The sequence below is a fragment of the Paenibacillus sp. B2(2019) genome (genome assembly GCF_008370385.1).
Lineage (GTDB): Bacteria > Bacillota > Bacilli > Paenibacillales > Paenibacillaceae > Paenibacillus_AQ.
Genome location: NZ_VTZR01000020.1, coordinates 50,374 through 65,464 on the forward strand (window position 1 = coordinate 50,374; position 15,091 = coordinate 65,464).

The window sequence follows — 15,091 nt, forward strand, 5'->3', positions numbered from 1 at the left end:
GCTTTCATAATAAAAAGTTGGAAACAGCCACTAGCCTTTGACTGAGCCGATCATCGTCCCTTTGACGAAATATTTCTGAATGAAGGGATAGGCTGCAACAATCGGAATAATGGAAATGATGATAGTCGCATAGATGATCGTTTCCTTTGAATATAACGCCATATTGCCCATCTCATCATTCACATTCATCTCAACGATCAGCTTCTTTAGCAGGACTTGTAGCGGCACCTTGCTCTCGTCGCTCAGTAGGATCATTGTCCAGAAGTATCCATTCCAGCGGTGTACCGCATAGAATAATCCGATCGTCACAAGGGCTGCTTTGGACAGCGGCAGATACACCTTCCATAGGATCGTCAGATCATTGGCTCCGTCAACCTTCGCCGCTTCCTCGAGTTCCTCCGGAATGCCCTGGAAGAACGTTCTCATGAGGAACACATAGAAGGTCGTAATCGCGAATCCGATAACAATTGTAAACCTGCTATCGAGCATGTTCAGATCTCGGAAATTAAGATACATCGGAATCATGCCCGGTTGGAACCACATCGTCAGCGCGATAAAGAAGCTGATGGCCGTGCGCCCCATAATCCGTTTCTTAGACAAGGCATACGCACCGCAAATGGTGAGAATTAAGTTGGCCATTACGCCGAATATGGTGTAATAGAACGTGTTTAAGTAGGCAATCCAAATTCCCTTTTCCGATAATACCTTTGCATAGGAGTCAAAGTTAATATCTTTCGGCAACAAGATCACTTTGCCGGTAACAACCGCGTCGGAGGAGCTGATGGATGCGGATAAGACATACACAAAAGGGTACAATGCAAGCAAAGCAATAATTCCAAGAAATACACAGTTAAAAATATAAAATAGCTTTTCGCCTCTGGTTTTTTTCATCTTCCATCACCTACCATAATCCAGTATCCGTTAACTTCTTGCTCATCTTATTGGCAAATACGACGAGAATAAATCCAACGACGGCATTGAACAACCCCACCGCTGTCGCCAGGTCGTAACGTGCATCCTGCAGACCGGACCGGTACACGTAGGTGTTAATAACGTCGGCTGCCTCATAGGTGGCTGGCTGATACAGAAGGATGATTGCCTCATAGCCAACTTCCAGCATGGAACCCACCTTCATGACAAGCATAATTGCGATCGTTGGAATGATGGCGGGAAGTGTGATATGCCACATTTGCTTCCATTTGTTAGCTCCATCGATAACCGCCGCTTCGTACAAGGCCGGATTGACGCCGGACAAAGCGGCTATATAGATGATGGTACCAAACCCCGCTTCCTTCCAAATATCCATGGACCCGATAAAAATCGTTCGGAAATAATCGGGATTGGTCAGAAAGTATTGCTTTTCGCCACCCATCATCTCAATCAGGATATTGATAATACCGTTACTAGGAGCCAAGAAGTTGGTAACAATCCCAGCTACGACAACGACTGAAATAAAATGGGGCAAATACGTAAAGGTCTGCACCGTTGATTTGAAAATCCCGTTCTTCAATTCGTTAAATAACAAAGCGAGGATAATCGGCACAGGAAATGCGAACAGCAATTGATACAAACTGAGCAATACTGTGTTTTTTAATAGCCGCCAGAAATATGGACTTTTAAAAAAGCTCTCGAAGTGTTCAAACCCCACCCAGGGACTCGCTTCAATTCCTTTATATACACTGAAATCCTTAAAGGCGATTTGCAGGCCGTACATCGGCTTATACGCAAAGATGATATACCAAGCCAGAAACGGTATCAGGAGCAGGTAAAGATAACGGTCCCTGATCAGGTTGGTTTTTATTTCTTTAAAGTTAAGCAGCACCCTCTTCTCCTCTCGCAACGATGTTTAGCTGATCCCTTCAGGAGCGCTCCCATTTGAAAGGTCAGCGTTGCAATTTAAACTATAAGAATGAATGTAAGCGCTGTCTATCGCCATTATTTCATCTAGCGTCAACTCTTTATGTCTGGGTTCATAATGTGCATTATTTTATGTATCAACAATTTCTCGTTATATAGAGAAACGCCTGTCGAACATACAATAGCCGCCTGGCAATTAAGCTAGGCGGCTTTGTTTTGAATCAACGGTTCTCATTACTTGAAGCCTCATTCCTTCTCGTTAAGCTTCTTTGCGTATTGGCCAGGAGCTAACCCTTCATACTTGCGGAACATGCGAATAAACGTGTTCGCATTGTTGCACCCGACCATTAGTGCTAAATCTCCAATTTTGATATCTTTCTGCTGGCGCATAATTTCTTTAGCTTGCTGCACACGATAAAAATTCAAGTAATCTTTAAAATTTTCTCCGGAATGATTTTTGAACGCGATACTGACATAACCAGGAGAGAAGTTAAACTCCTCCGCTATCATACTAAGCGATAAATCCCTATTGTAGTTGTCATGAATATATTCAATCATCCGCTTTACCGTACTGTTATCCATCATTTCATTCTGCTGATCAATCGTATCCATCATGGCACCGAACAAGAAAGTAATGGCGGAGACCATCAGCTCCTTCGATTCGCCGTGCTGTACGATGTCCAGAGATTCCTTATGAGCTTGAACGAACTCTTCGAAAGGCATATTCAACTGCTGTATAATTCGACTCAGCGTAGCCAACACAAGCAGGCTGAACTGGTCGAGCTGCTGCCTGGTTAACTGCCTTTGCTCCAGATTTTCCGATAGCAGGCGGTTTAGCGTATTTAAAGCATTCTCCCGCTTGCCGCGAATCACATAGCTGATCAGCTCTCGTTCCGTATCAATAGGATAATAATAGCTGACCATCTGAACTTGACTGAGTTGTTTATAAGTAATGACGGAAGTCTTGTCCACTGCCGATCTCCTCTTCAGAATATCAAGCGCCTGGATAAAGGAGCGGTCAATTTCGCCAGCAGAGGCTACGGGCTGACCTACTGCTGCAGTCAATCCGTATGCATGTGCATCCTCGATTTGAGCCATCGCTTTCATGAGCTTCTTCTGAATGGATTCCGTATCGGATTCACTGATTATGAAGACAAATTTGGTGAAATCGTGATCAAGCAGCTCACAAGGGAAATGAACTTTCAACTGCTCATGAATAATCAAGGAAGTCTTTGATTTTATCGTAAGAATCGCATCTTTCGAATATTGCTCCTCCAATTCCTTAGCGTTCGAGAATGAAATCACACAAACGCTCAAGTTGCTAGAAAGGCTTTGCAGTTGATGTGCATTTAGCAGGTCATCCACCTTCTCAGGTGGAACGAGTCCATGGAGCAAATCCCGCAGGAACTTGTCTCTCATCGAAAGCTTGTGCTCATGTAGCGCGGATTTCATCTGTTCATTAGCTTTACTTATACTCGTCGCTGTCTCGTTCAAGAAAGCGAATTCGTCTGCTCCCGCAGGCTCACCGTAGCTCTTGAACAATCCGACGAGATGACCCACAGGCCGGTACATGCGCCTGGAAACTGTATAGGCGAACGCAAGTCCCACAAAGATAAGAATGGCTAATAAAAGTACAGTCCCTTTTAAATTTGGGGAAAAGGAATCCACCAAAGAATAGTTCTGTGTAACATACATATACGACCATTGCGGCATTGTATTCGAGCGGATTAAATGGAAATCGAATTCATCATTGGATAGCTTCTTATAATCCACAGTTGCCTGTTCATCCAGTTGTCCCAGTGGATAGGCAAGCAATTGCTTTTCCCGTTTATCGTCAAAGCTTGATTTAAGCGTTACGTATCGGCCATTCTCGATAATGGCAAAAGCTTCTTGCGCATCAGGTGATAGGGGTGGCAGCAGCAATTGTTCAAAGAATGAGACAACAAAAAATAATGAATTCCCTATTCCTACCCGTTCCGGATTAACGATTCGTATGGATGCGCTTTCATTGTTTGTCGACGTTATATTTTGGCTGCTCGATATCGTTATGTTTGGACTCGTGCTGTCTGTGCCTAATTGTGCCAAATCCTCATTCGTCATTCCCATATCTTCCATATAGCGTCTTCTATCCGACGAAATTTGCGGCGTTATGACCAGATCGTCGTTAGTCTTCATTAAATCAATGCTATATCCGAATTCAGAGAATGCGTCTATATGATTTTGCAGTGCATAAGAGGTTTGTGTAATCTCATAGTAATTGCGTTCTTTTTCAGCGAATTTAACAACATGATCATTACGTCTCAATTGCGCAATTAAATTGAAAGAAACGCCGAGTTTCGTGTCAATTTTGTCGCGCGATTGCATGAGAAAATTCTGCTGGTTTTGGCTTAATTCCGATCGCACGTTTTGGCTGTCCTTAAAAAAAGAAAGGCAGACAGCAATCATAGTGTAAGCGAATATAATAACCAGATAAGCGATAAGTAGTTTTGTGAAAAAGGATTTTCTAAGCAATGTGATCTCCCCTTGATGATTCCTTTATAAATTGAAAATCACCCAATAGTAAAATTTGTATCCTTATTGGGTGAGCGTATATCTTTACACTCTTTTGGAAATATCTAACTCACACTATATATGAATATGAAAATACCGTCCATTCCCAAAATTCATACACATCCACCAAAGTGGTAAGTATTATATTCTTGAATCCTATTACTCACTGTGTGGAATAGTATTTATAACAATATTCTAAAAAGGTTGGTGGCATAATGTCTCCTGTAGCAAAGCTGTTTAAATGGGGAACGTGTGTGTATGAGGCTTTTCTGGCTCTGCCTGTCCTCGGCGGTCTCTTTATTATAGCGAATGGTTGGGTCCCACTTGCCGTTGCCTTTTTGCTCCACGCTGTAGCCATTGTAATCCTGCAAAGAGAGCGGAAACCCATCGTAGGGAATGTTCTAGGCATTATCACCTCGATTTTAGCGTTTATCCCACTCTTAGGTTGGATCATGCATGGCATCACTGCGCTCGTACTGTTGGTTGAAGGGATTTCCTCTTCACGTCAGGCAAATCGTTATTAATAAGAGCACCTAAATCGTCAGAAAAATAACCCGCCCCTATTCAGGAGTGGGTTATTAGCGTTTATTCTTAAATATGATATATACCTTTATGATTGCCCGAGATTGTATCAACGTCCTGCCGATTGGGAATCGGCCCGCCGGGTTCCACTCTCATTAATGTAACGCCCATTTGCGTTGCCATTGCCATTCTCAAAACGTTTGCGTTCCGTACGCTCCATCTGAACAATCTGACCTTCATGCACTACGATGTGCAAGGAGCCAAATTCCATATCATCCAGAAGCCCTGCAATCCGCGTAAGCCATAAATCATCCACTTTCAGCGGTTTAGCCATTCTCTAGCCTCCCTTTCCCCATCCAAAGGATTATATCCGCCTAAATTTCACAATTCCGTTATTACCAACCCGTATACTATGAATTAACTTAGCACGGAACCAAAAGTACTGTCAATGGGCATTTTTTCGTGATAACCAGCTTTTAATAATCATCGTCACCAAAGCCAACAACAGGAGCAGTGAAGCTACTGCAAAAGAGGCTGAAAATTGATATTCATTGTACAAAATCTCAACGTGCAGCGGCAGTGTATTTGTCTCCCCACGTATATGCCCGGACACCACAGAGACTGCGCCGAACTCGCCCATGGACCGCGCATTACACAAAATAATGCCGTATAATAAACCCCATTTAATATTAGGAAGCGTGACTCTGAAAAAGATTTGCCACCCATGTGCTCCGAGGGTAATCGCTGCCTCTTCCTCCTGTGTCCCTTGATCCTCCATCAGTGGAATCAACTCACGTGCCACAAAGGGAAAGGTCACAAACAGCGTGGCCAACACGATGCCTGGAAGCGCAAATACGATCTTGATATCATGGGCGCTCAGCCAAGGGCCAAACCAACCGTTGGCGCCGAAGACGAGCACAAAGATCAGACCGCCGATGACAGGCGATACTGCAAAGGGGAGATCAATCAAGGTAATGAGAAACCCTTTGCCGCGAAAACGAAACTTGGTTACTGCCCATGCAGCCGCTACGCCAAAAAAGGTATTCAGTGGTACAGTGATCGCTGCAACAAGCAACGTCAGCCGCAAAGCGGAACGGGCATCCGGATCGGTCAGAGCAGCTATATATACATCCCAGCCCTTTTTCAGCGCCTCTGTCAGCACAACAATCAAAGGCAAGGCAATCAGCCAAAAAAGGACTAGTCCAGCAGCTCCGATCAACACCCATTTTACAGCCTTGGTTTCCGTTGTCGCTGGCGAGGACGTATTCTTCTGTAGCCGGGGGGCTTGGAGTGGGATGGTGCCTGCCACAAGTTATTCCTCCTTTAAAGGGTTTTACGAAAGCATGATTAGCTTCTGAAAAATGCCGTATTTCGGTAGATGTGAAGTGTCTTCGAGAAATCTTGGTTTTCCGATCGGTTGCTGTCTCGGAAATTTAATGAAACAAGATTACTGGTAATGGGTCACTCCAAGGAATATTGGACTTCCGATCGCTGTTATCCTCAGATTTCCTGATTTGAACCGCTCTCCGCGGTAGAAATCCGAGGATAAAGGCGAACGCTAACGCTTCTCCAGTTCCAATATTCCTCTCCGTTCCTTTCTTACCAGCCATCTGGTTTCAAAACTTCGAGATCGCTATCGCTCCTCCAACACCCAGATTACTCTTCGAGTACTTTATCTAACGGAGGATTCCGCATTTTACGGAAGCAAGTATGCTTCGTAAAATAAAGTCGTCATTTACCTGTTAGATGTAGCCTCGCTAATACTCGCTCAGCAAGTTCTAATACAAAAAGATTAGAGAATAGGGAATAAAATCTGAGTAAAACCGAAAGACCTAACGAGAAGTCTTACGCACCCAACGCTGGAGTGTATTAATGACTAACAGCATTAAGAAGGAAATGAGCAGCAGGAGCAACGCAACGGCGGTAGCACCAGCGTAATCATACTGCTCCAGTTTGGACATAATAAGCAAAGGAGCAATCTCCGTTCTCATCGGCATATTGCCGGAGATGAACACGACAGAGCCGAATTCACCAATACCACGGGCAAATGCCAAAGCAAAGCCTGTTAACAACGGCGGGAACAGCTCAGGCAGTACTACTGAACGAAAGGTTCTCCAGCGGCCTGCACCGAGGGTTGCCGAGGCTTCCTCCATATCTCGGTCCAAATCCTCCAGCACCGGCTGTACCGTTCGCACGACGAACGGTATCCCGATGAACATTAAGGCAAGGGTAATGCCAAGCGGAGTAAATGCCACCTTTAATCCTAGTGGCTCAAGCCACGCCCCGATCCAGCCATTTGTGGCATAAAGAGCCGTCAAGGAGACACCAGCTACAGCTGTCGGTAAAGCAAACGGAAGATCGATCAGCGCATCAAATATTCTTTTGCCCGGAAATTCGTAACGCACTAGTACCCACGCCAGCAAGAGACCTAGAATAGCATCCACAAAAGCAGCAGCCGCTGCCGTAGACAGGCTGACACGATACGAAGCCAATACACGCGGATCGGTAGCTACATCCCAGAATTTCGCCCAGCTCAGCCCAGTAGAATTGAACAACAATGCTGAAAGTGGCAAGAGTACCACGAGACTCAGGTAAAGTACGCTGTACCCCATCGTTATCCCAAAACCGGGTAGTATCTTTCGCCGCGTTGTCGCCGATACAGCTGTAGTCGTTGCGGTGACATTCATCCCCTATTCATCCTTTCTCGCCTTCGGCAGGTTAGCCGATCAGCCCCTTACTAGGGACAAATCTCTTAAAGAAAAAATATAATTTTCGTTTTATTAATCTGTTATTTAGCACCCGGCACATAGATCTTGTCAAAGATCCCGCCATCGTTAAAATGCTTCTCTTGCGTTTCTTTCCAGGTTCCGAATTTATCAGCCAATGTGAAGAGCTTTATTTCCGGGAACTTATCTTTATATTGTTCTTTCACGCTTTCTAGCGTTGGACGGTAGTAGTTCTCAGCCGCGATTTTTTGTCCTTCCTCCGTATAGAGATACTTCAAGTAAGCCTCGGACACTTCACGCGTATTTCTTTTATCCACAACCTTATCTACTATTGCTACCGGCGGTTCAGCCAGAATGCTCTCAGATGGATTTACGATATCGAATTTATCTGGACCAAGCTCTTCTACAGAAAGGTAAGCTTCATTCTCCCATGCAATCAGCACATCGCCAATTCCACGCTCTACAAAAGTGGTCGTAGAACCGCGCGCACCCGTATCCAGCACCGGAACATGTTTGAATAATTCTTTTACAAATTCCTCAGCCTTAGCTTCGTCGTTATTGTTGTGGTCTAGCGCGTAACCCCACGCCGCCAAGTAGTTCCAACGTGCGCCACCTGATGTTTTCGGATTCGGTGTAATCACTTCTACGCCTTCCTTAAGCAAATCCGGCCAATCTTTGATTCCTTTTGGATTTCCTTTGCGTACTAAGAATACGATCGTCGAGGTGTACGGTGAACTGTTATGATCAAATTTACTTTGCCAGCCTTCATTAATAAGTCCCTTTTCCTGCAAGGCATCAATATCATAACCAAGTGCTAATGTCACAACATCCGCTTCCAGACCATCAAGTACAGCACGGCTTTGTTTCCCCGATCCACCGTGGGATTGCTTAATCGTGACCTTTTGTCCTGTTTCTTTCTCCCAATAGGCAGCAAAAGCTTTATTATAATTCTCGTACAATTCGCGAGTAGGGTCATAAGATACGTTCAGTAGTTCTACTGGATCTTTAGATGGAGTTTTTGTTGCTTCAGCCGCATTTGTGGCCTCCGGTGAATTGGTTGTTGCTGGTGCGTCTGTTGCCGAACTAGCACTATTTCCGTTGTTGTTATTGCTGCCGCAAGCAGCAGTAAGCCCTGCCGTCAGCAACAAGCTAAACCCTACAAGAAGCCCTTTATTCATCTTTTTCTTCATCTTTTCCACTCCCCCATGTTTTTCTTGCCATCATTTCTTTCCTGTGGGTAACAAAAAGAACGGAGGAAAGCCCACGTATGGCAGGTCAAACCGGTCCTATGACACGTGTCTGCGAGCCTAATGCAGGCGTTCCTCCGTCTGTACGGTAAGAACTTTTTTCAATTATTCCTATCTACTTAGTTGGTTTATATGGATATAATACTGAAACCCTTTAACCGTGTCAAACCTTTTTTTCCAACCAATGACAAAGGAATCTTTCAAATCCCACGCTATACAGGCAATGGTGTGGGTTCCTGTAAGATCCACTTGTTATTGATGCTATAAAGTAATATTATTGCTACAGCTTATGGTCTAGAGAAATTACCGCTTAATGTCGGGAGTGAGAATCATGGGTATGGATTTAGAGTACGTCCCTGCGCCGATAAGACCACGGCTTCATAGGAGAATGACTCAAGAAATTAATCGAAGGATTAGGGGAACTTACCGTTATGATACAACGGTCTGGAGGACAGCAATCGCTGGTCTTTGGATCGTTTGCTTTTTGGCCTTCACCACTGCCGTATTAGGTATACCCACTGGATTAGGGGTGCCAACTGATATTGCACTTGCTGCAGGTACGAGTACCATTCTGCTGGCCATTGCCAGTAATATCATTGCTGTACTGATCGCGTTGACCGGACTGCGCATCCCACGACTATTCGCAGGCTGTGTATTGAGCGATGTTGGAGCGATTCTACTAATCTTATATTACGCAGATTTTGAGATTGAGGCTGCGGTTCTCATTGCTGTTCTACTATCCGTATTAGGTGCATTGGGCGGATTAGCCATCGGTCTGCTGCGCAGCAAAAGAATAACCATGGGACTTCTGCTTACCATTACAGTGACTTTTTCCCAACTTGCTCTGGCAAACGGAGTGCAGGAAATACCTACTTTGGAACCCATTGATATCAGTGATTCCGATGTGATTCCATTGACAGCCGCAAGTCCATCACAACCTGGCAATCAAGCCTATCAGACCTTCACTTATGCCAGCGGTAAGGATCTGCATCGGACCGAATACGGCAAGGATACCAATGTGATCTCTTCTACAGTAGATGCTTCTGCTTATATTAAGGATTGGTCAAAACTCCGCACTTTATTCTGGGGTTTCGATTATAATGCACTTCCACTGAACGGCCGAGTATGGATGCCTGAAGGCGAAGGTCCCTATCCGGTAGTTCTGATGGTGCACGGAAATCATATGATGGAAGATTACTCTGACGGAGGGTACGCTTATCTCGGTGAACTCTTGGCCAGCCGGGGGTTTATCGCAATTTCACTGGATGAGAATTTCCTGAACTATTCTGCTTGGTCCGGTATTCCGGACAATGATTTCAAAGTACGGACCTGGATCATCCTGAAACACCTGGAACAGCTAACAGCTTTCTCGGATGAACCAGACAATCCTTTTTATCAAAAAATAGATTTCACAAAAACCGCCCTGCTCGGCCATAGCCGTGGAGGACAAGCTGTTGCTATGGCAGCAGACGCCGAACGTTGGTTCAAAAATGATCCCGTTATGAAGGCAGTAGATCGTTTTAATATAGCCTCTGTGGTCGCCCTTGCCCCTACGGACAAAACGATAGACGATCAGCAAGCCCGTCTCAAGGATGTCAACTATTTGACTCTGCAAGGGGCTCGTGATGGGGATGTACATGATTTCTATGGTGACCGGCAGTATATACGTACTTCCTATTCCCAAGGGTCCTCTGCTTTCAAAAGCTCGCTGTATATTGCGGACGCCAATCACAGTCAATTCAACAGCGATTGGGGCGCGTATGATCAGACCTTACCTGCTGGCCTCTTTTTAAATCGAGCGCAAATTATGGATGCAGACAAGCAGCGGCAAATCTCTAAAGTGTATGTGTCAGCTTTTCTGGAGACCACTTTGCATGGAAAAGACGAATACCAGAGCTTGTTCCGGGATTACCGCAGCGGACTGAAATGGCTACCGGAGACCACTTACTACAATCGATTCCAGGATGGGGGATATCGGCCAGTAGCCACATTTGACGAGGACCGCAACAAGAATACCGTTAATCTCGGAACAGCAGAAGCATCCGGATTATCCTGGTCGGAAGAGCTCGCAAAGGATCGTGAATCGAAGAGCAAAGCCACATATGGTGTCGTTCTTGAACGCACAGCCAAAAAAGACGAGGAAGCTTATTACAACATTAAGCTTAAAGACAGTGTTGTTACTGAAATGGCCCTTTCAGACGCAGATGGCCTTACATTTTCCTTAGCAAACCTCAATGGTGATATCAAAGATGAACTAAGTATTCCGCTACCTCCCAATGTAGAGGTTGAGTTAACCGACAAAAATGATACCTCAGCACGCTTGCCGTTAAGTGAGGTAATGGATATTCTTCCACTTCCGCAAACTCAGTTCACGTTATTCCCATGGCTTGAAGAACGGATTAATGATGGGAAGTACGGTGATCTGTCCGAAGCTGTATTTCAGACCTATGAGATGCCGTTTGAACAGTTTCAGGAGGAAGAACCTGAGCTAGAGCCTGAGAACCTGACGGAAATCACCTTCTACCTTGAAGCCGAGGGAGATAAAATCATGCTAGATGACATAGGCTTTTACGATCTAGGAATTCGAAATATGTTTTAAGGTAACTTGCCATTATACCATTTAAGGCCTTCCCCTCAGCACATGTACAGCTGATTGGAAGGCCTTTTATTTTGATAAATTTCGGGGAATAGCCCCTAATATTGAAACATACAATAACCTATTCCCAGCCTACACGGCTTGAATACAGACCGGTGTCTTAATCTTCAGCTCGTTCCCTGTAGGAATTAATCTGCCACTGTCACTATCGATGGAGAATGAAGTAATAATATCACTATTTTGATTCGCAGCGAGCAGCTTGCCACCAATAATGGCGAAATTACGCGGAGTACGTCCGCCTGTAACCTGCCAATCTACCGCTTCAAGATGACCTGTTGAACCCTCAATATGGAACAAGGCGATACTATCTTGTCCCCGGTTTGAGACATACAAGAATTTACCACATGGCGATACATGAATATCGGAAGCTGTATCGTCACTACCCGCATTATATTGCTCTGGAAGCGTGCTCACAAGCTGTAAAATGCTGAGGTTTCCATTCTGCTCATCATTAGCAAATACCGTTACGGTACAGTTTAGTTCATTCGCCAGATAAATCCATTGTCCTGAAGGGTGTACCGCGAGATGGCGTGGGCCTGAACCTGGTGGAAGATTAATCTCCCGATGCTTAGACAGCTTACCTTCTTCAAGGCGATAAATCAGGATTTGATCCAGTCCCAAGTCGCAAACCAGTATATGCTTGCCGCTTCCATCCGGAATGACGGAGTGTGGATGCGGAGCTTCCTGACGGTCTTCACGAATTCCTGAACCTACATGTTTCACTTGATCAGACATGACCTGAAGCGAACCATCCTCATTTACAGGAAATACGTTGGCATTGCCACCGGAATAATTAGAGACGAATATGTAATCTTGCTTAGGACTGATCGAGACATAACAAGGAGCGCCACCTTCCGTAGGACGACTTCCAAGTGGACTCAACGCTTTAGTAACAGGATCAATAGCAAAAGCATAGACCTCGCCCTCATCCTTCTCACTAACCGCATAGAGCACGCTGCCTGTGCTGTTTACTGCTAAAAACGATGGATTCTCAATGCCCTTAGTACCCTCAAGAATCTTCATTTCCCCTGATGAAGGACTAAGTGAGCAGAGTAGAATAGCTTCCTCACCTTCAGGGTTGTACGTTCCCACATAAAACAATACCTCATTAGGCCGTTCCATAGTAGCGACTCCTTTGTTTGTATAAATTGTATTTACTTCTTAATTACCCTTTACTGATAGCAACTCACTCAGTATTTTATAATATTTTTTCACTATAGCATGTTTATAGTTGTAATACATTATCGAGTTCAATTTTGAAGCCATTTCCTAACTCTCCCGGCAATAGTAAGTTTTTACAAGTGGTTTAAACATGATTGGCAAGGTTAATAGTAGACATCGAAAACAACAAAACGAAGGAGTTGAAGTAACATGAGTTTTTTATGGATGTTAATTGTTGGTGGGATCATTGGTTGGTTAGCGGGTCTGATTATGGGCAGAGATATTCCAGGCGGGGTAATTGGTAACATTATCGCAGGTATTATCGGTTCATGGCTCGGTGGCGTGCTTCTGGGAAGTTGGGGACCTAAAGTAAGTGATTTCTATTTCTTCCCTTCTTTGATCGGGGCCGTTGTTCTGATCTTTATCGTCAGCCTTATTCTTCGCTCAACAAGTGGACGTAGCCGTTCATAAGCTTAGGCTGAACCAATAATTATTGGACTACTTATATTATTAAAAAAATAGCAGGTCAAGGTTAACTACCTTGACCTGCTATTTGGTGTTTTCGGCCCCTTTCCACTTAAAGTAGTATGCAGTGCTTTTCACGGAGCTACTACCTCCAGACAGCGGCTACACTTCAATGTTCTGCCATCGTTTTTCTGTTATAATGAAGATACAAGTGACTCAAATCATAGAGAGGTCGTGAATCATGGGTAGCATTAACCCCTCACTCCTACATATCGGCTCCACTATAGGGACCTTGCTCATGGCGCTAATGGTTATTTTTATTCGTCTAAAAGCTAGCGCACGTCCGGTTACCATTCGAAAAATATGGATTCCACCTCTCGGGATGTCGACTGGCTTTGCCATGTTCGTTGTACCTGAAGTTAGGTTTCCTTTATGGTGGGCAGCACTCGCCTTTTTGATTGGCTGGTTCATCTTCGCGTATCCTCTAATACGCAGCACAAACTTCGAACAACGGGATGGACAAATTTATGCTCAGCGTTCTAAGAGCTTTGCTTTCATTCTGCTCGGACTCCTTTTAGTTCGCACCTTACTTCATGAATTTATTAATAGTTATGTCAGTATCCCTCAGTCCGGTGGATTATTCTTCATCTTGGCTTTCGGAATGATTCTTCATTGGAGATTCTTTATGTACAAACGTTATAAAGGTATGACCTCCTCGGAGGCTCAGTCCTTACAGTCATAAGTATATTTTATTCTAAGAAGCCATCTCAATTCATACGATTGAGATGGCTTCTGACGTGGATGAATACCTTGAAGTAAAAAATATTTTTCTGTGTCCGATGTTAGGTAACTTGTGGAGGGATACGTTAAAATATATGCATACCTAACAATAGAAAGCGAGGTCAAGGCAATTGAAAAGTAAATCAAGAAAAGTTGCCATCGTCGGTGCCGGGATGGTCGGTTCCAGCTGCGCCTACTCCATGGTCAATCAGGCAATTTGCGACGAGATCATGATGATCGACCGCACCTATGACCGCGCTATGGCACAAGCACTTGATCTCTCACACTGCATGGATTTCACAAACACACGCACCAAGGTGTACGCCGGAACCCATAGCGACTGCGCAGGAATGGATGTAGTTATCTTAACAGCCGGCGCTAATCCAAAGGCAGGGCAGACAAGACTTGACGTCCTGGAAGCCTCTGCAGTCATTACTAGAGAAATTATTACCAACATTATGGCTGGGGGATTCGATGGAATATTCGTAGTCGCCGCTAATCCGGTCGATATTGTCACTTATATGGTATGGAAAATATCAGGGCTGCCTCGCCACAGAATTATTGGTACAGGAACCTCCATTGACTCCTCGCGCCTAAAGACACTACTATCTGATGTTTTCTCCATCGATCCACGCAGCGTAAACGGCTACGCACTTGGAGAACATGGTGAATCCCAGTTTGTAGCTTGGTCACATGTGACGATTGGCGGTAAGCCCATCCTGCAAATTATGGATCAGCATCGTGAGCGGTTCCAGCATCTGGATCTGGAGGATATCTCCCGCAAGACCAAAGATGCGGGCTGGGAGATATTTACCAAAAAAGGCTCCACACATTTCGGTATTGGCAGCGCACTGGCTTACATTACTCATTCCATTCTGAATGATGAGCATAAGATCATTGCCGTATCCGCAATTCTGGATGGAGAGTACGGGCAAAGTGGTATATGTACCGGCGTACCTGCCATTATTGGCAACACTGGAATTCAAGAACTACTGGAGCTTAACCTAAACACCGAAGAAGCGGAGAAATTCAACGCCTCCTGCAGCATTGTTCGCTCAGGCATTGAGAGCCTACACTTGGAAGACAGCATTTAATCTCCTGCAAACAGAAAAAATCGCTCTTTGGGG

The 15,091-nt window shown here is 44.7% G+C and carries 14 protein-coding genes; 5 read left to right on the plus strand and 9 right to left on the minus strand.

Annotated elements, in window-relative coordinates:
- Positions 1-30 precede the first annotated feature (30 nt).
- The 3 genes from PAENI_RS17955 to PAENI_RS17965 form a co-directional block, all read right to left on the minus strand.
- Positions 31-891 carry a carbohydrate ABC transporter permease gene (locus tag PAENI_RS17955; protein WP_149646208.1) on the minus strand — a complete coding sequence of 287 codons (861 nt, stop codon included), beginning with the start codon at positions 889-891 and terminating at the stop codon, positions 31-33.
- A 10-nt stretch (positions 892-901) separates the two neighbouring features.
- Positions 902-1,822 (minus strand): ABC transporter permease, encoded by a 921-nt coding sequence (locus PAENI_RS17960; protein ID WP_262495641.1) that lies wholly within the window; start codon positions 1,820-1,822, stop codon positions 902-904.
- A 281-nt stretch (positions 1,823-2,103) separates the two neighbouring features.
- Positions 2,104-4,221, minus strand: coding sequence for a helix-turn-helix domain-containing protein (locus PAENI_RS17965; RefSeq protein ID WP_188114609.1), 2,118 nt, complete (start codon positions 4,219-4,221; stop codon positions 2,104-2,106).
- Positions 4,222-4,622: 401 nt separating this feature from the next.
- Between PAENI_RS17965 and PAENI_RS17970 the strand changes: the two genes are divergently transcribed.
- Complete coding sequence (locus PAENI_RS17970) at positions 4,623-4,931, plus strand: hypothetical protein (RefSeq protein WP_076285185.1); 309 nt, start codon at positions 4,623-4,625, stop codon at positions 4,929-4,931.
- Positions 4,932-5,038: 107 nt separating this feature from the next.
- Here the strand turns inward: PAENI_RS17970 and PAENI_RS17975 are convergent, their stop codons facing one another.
- The 5 genes from PAENI_RS17975 to PAENI_RS17990 form a co-directional block, all read right to left on the minus strand.
- Positions 5,039-5,263 carry a YezD family protein gene (locus PAENI_RS17975; protein ID WP_042184406.1) on the minus strand — a complete coding sequence of 75 codons (225 nt, stop codon included), beginning with the start codon at positions 5,261-5,263 and terminating at the stop codon, positions 5,039-5,041.
- A 111-nt stretch (positions 5,264-5,374) separates the two neighbouring features.
- Positions 5,375-6,238, minus strand: coding sequence for a sulfate ABC transporter permease subunit CysW (gene cysW, locus PAENI_RS17980; RefSeq protein ID WP_149646211.1), 864 nt, complete (start codon positions 6,236-6,238; stop codon positions 5,375-5,377).
- Between the two features lie 124 nt (positions 6,239-6,362).
- Positions 6,363-6,539: a hypothetical protein gene (locus PAENI_RS32260; RefSeq protein ID WP_223178968.1), complete on the minus strand. Its 177-nt coding sequence runs from the start codon at positions 6,537-6,539 to the stop codon at positions 6,363-6,365.
- A 222-nt stretch (positions 6,540-6,761) separates the two neighbouring features.
- The gene (gene cysT, locus PAENI_RS17985) at positions 6,762-7,616 is read right to left on the minus strand and encodes a sulfate ABC transporter permease subunit CysT (protein ID WP_076285184.1); all 855 of its coding nucleotides are present in this window, start codon (positions 7,614-7,616) and stop codon (positions 6,762-6,764) included.
- A gap of 101 nt (positions 7,617-7,717) precedes the next feature.
- Complete coding sequence (locus PAENI_RS17990) at positions 7,718-8,845, minus strand: sulfate ABC transporter substrate-binding protein (RefSeq protein ID WP_149646212.1); 1,128 nt, start codon at positions 8,843-8,845, stop codon at positions 7,718-7,720.
- Between the two features lie 388 nt (positions 8,846-9,233).
- Between PAENI_RS17990 and PAENI_RS17995 the strand changes: the two genes are divergently transcribed.
- Complete coding sequence (locus tag PAENI_RS17995) at positions 9,234-11,501, plus strand: alpha/beta hydrolase family protein (protein ID WP_188114610.1); 2,268 nt, start codon at positions 9,234-9,236, stop codon at positions 11,499-11,501.
- Between the two features lie 129 nt (positions 11,502-11,630).
- Here the strand turns inward: PAENI_RS17995 and PAENI_RS18000 are convergent, their stop codons facing one another.
- The gene (locus tag PAENI_RS18000; RefSeq protein ID WP_149646214.1) at positions 11,631-12,680 is read right to left on the minus strand and encodes a lactonase family protein; all 1,050 of its coding nucleotides are present in this window, start codon (positions 12,678-12,680) and stop codon (positions 11,631-11,633) included.
- Between the two features lie 249 nt (positions 12,681-12,929).
- Between PAENI_RS18000 and PAENI_RS18005 the strand changes: the two genes are divergently transcribed.
- The 3 genes from PAENI_RS18005 (at position 12,930) to PAENI_RS18015 (ending at position 15,058) form a co-directional block, all read left to right on the plus strand.
- Positions 12,930-13,190, plus strand: a complete 261-nt coding sequence (locus PAENI_RS18005; protein ID WP_042123669.1) for a GlsB/YeaQ/YmgE family stress response membrane protein — start codon at positions 12,930-12,932, stop codon at positions 13,188-13,190.
- Between the two features lie 235 nt (positions 13,191-13,425).
- Complete coding sequence (locus PAENI_RS18010) at positions 13,426-13,926, plus strand: CcdC family protein (RefSeq protein WP_149646215.1); 501 nt, start codon at positions 13,426-13,428, stop codon at positions 13,924-13,926.
- A 169-nt stretch (positions 13,927-14,095) separates the two neighbouring features.
- The gene (locus tag PAENI_RS18015) at positions 14,096-15,058 is read left to right on the plus strand and encodes an L-lactate dehydrogenase (RefSeq protein ID WP_149646216.1); all 963 of its coding nucleotides are present in this window, start codon (positions 14,096-14,098) and stop codon (positions 15,056-15,058) included.
- Positions 15,059-15,091: the final 33 nt, after the last annotated feature.